At 58.4% G+C, this 527-nt stretch carries 1 protein-coding gene; it reads left to right on the top strand.

Going from position 1 to position 527, the window contains the following annotated elements; all coding sequences use genetic code 11:
• Positions 1–150: 150 nt before the first annotated feature.
• On the top strand, positions 151–527 hold a 377-nt coding region (locus OXQ95_RS18630), incomplete at its 3' end, for a hypothetical protein (protein ID WP_267383130.1).

Below are 527 nucleotides of genomic sequence, written 5' to 3' on the forward strand. Positions count from 1 at the left end.
GCGTTAGCTGCCGATCGGCCAGGCCGGGTACCGGCGACGGCCGATGCGGGTACCTGACGATCTAAACGCGCTGGAACTCTGCCGCCAAGGCGGAGGTGATCTCCGCAGGGACGGCTTGAAGAAGGCTGTTTCCCTTGTCATATCTCGTTCATGATCATATTCCTTCTTCTCCTCGCTATGCAGTTCGGAGCCGACGAAGACGCCGTTCGGGGTGCCACGTCGGTAGGCGACCAACTGAGCGCCGGTCCATCTTTCCGGCGGGAGGGGCACACGTCTGTCGAATTCGCAATAGGAGCATCGCTTCAGGCTTGGCTAAATGCTTCCGTTGCCGTCGAACGTGTTGCAAAGCACACCAACGATCCCGCTCAAATAGCAGCCATTTGCTCACAGGAAGCTGACGATTTCCAGACTTTAGGGATCTATGCTTCCGGAGTTAACCCGTCCGTTGCTGTTATGCAGGCAGGCCTGCCGTCGCGCGTTGCCTCTGATTGGTACCGCCGTCGGCGGGGCAAACCGAAAGAGTGTAA

This window comes from Sphingomonas sp. GC_Shp_6 (genome assembly GCF_026540835.1).
Taxonomy (GTDB): Bacteria; Pseudomonadota; Alphaproteobacteria; order Sphingomonadales; family Sphingomonadaceae; genus Sphingomonas.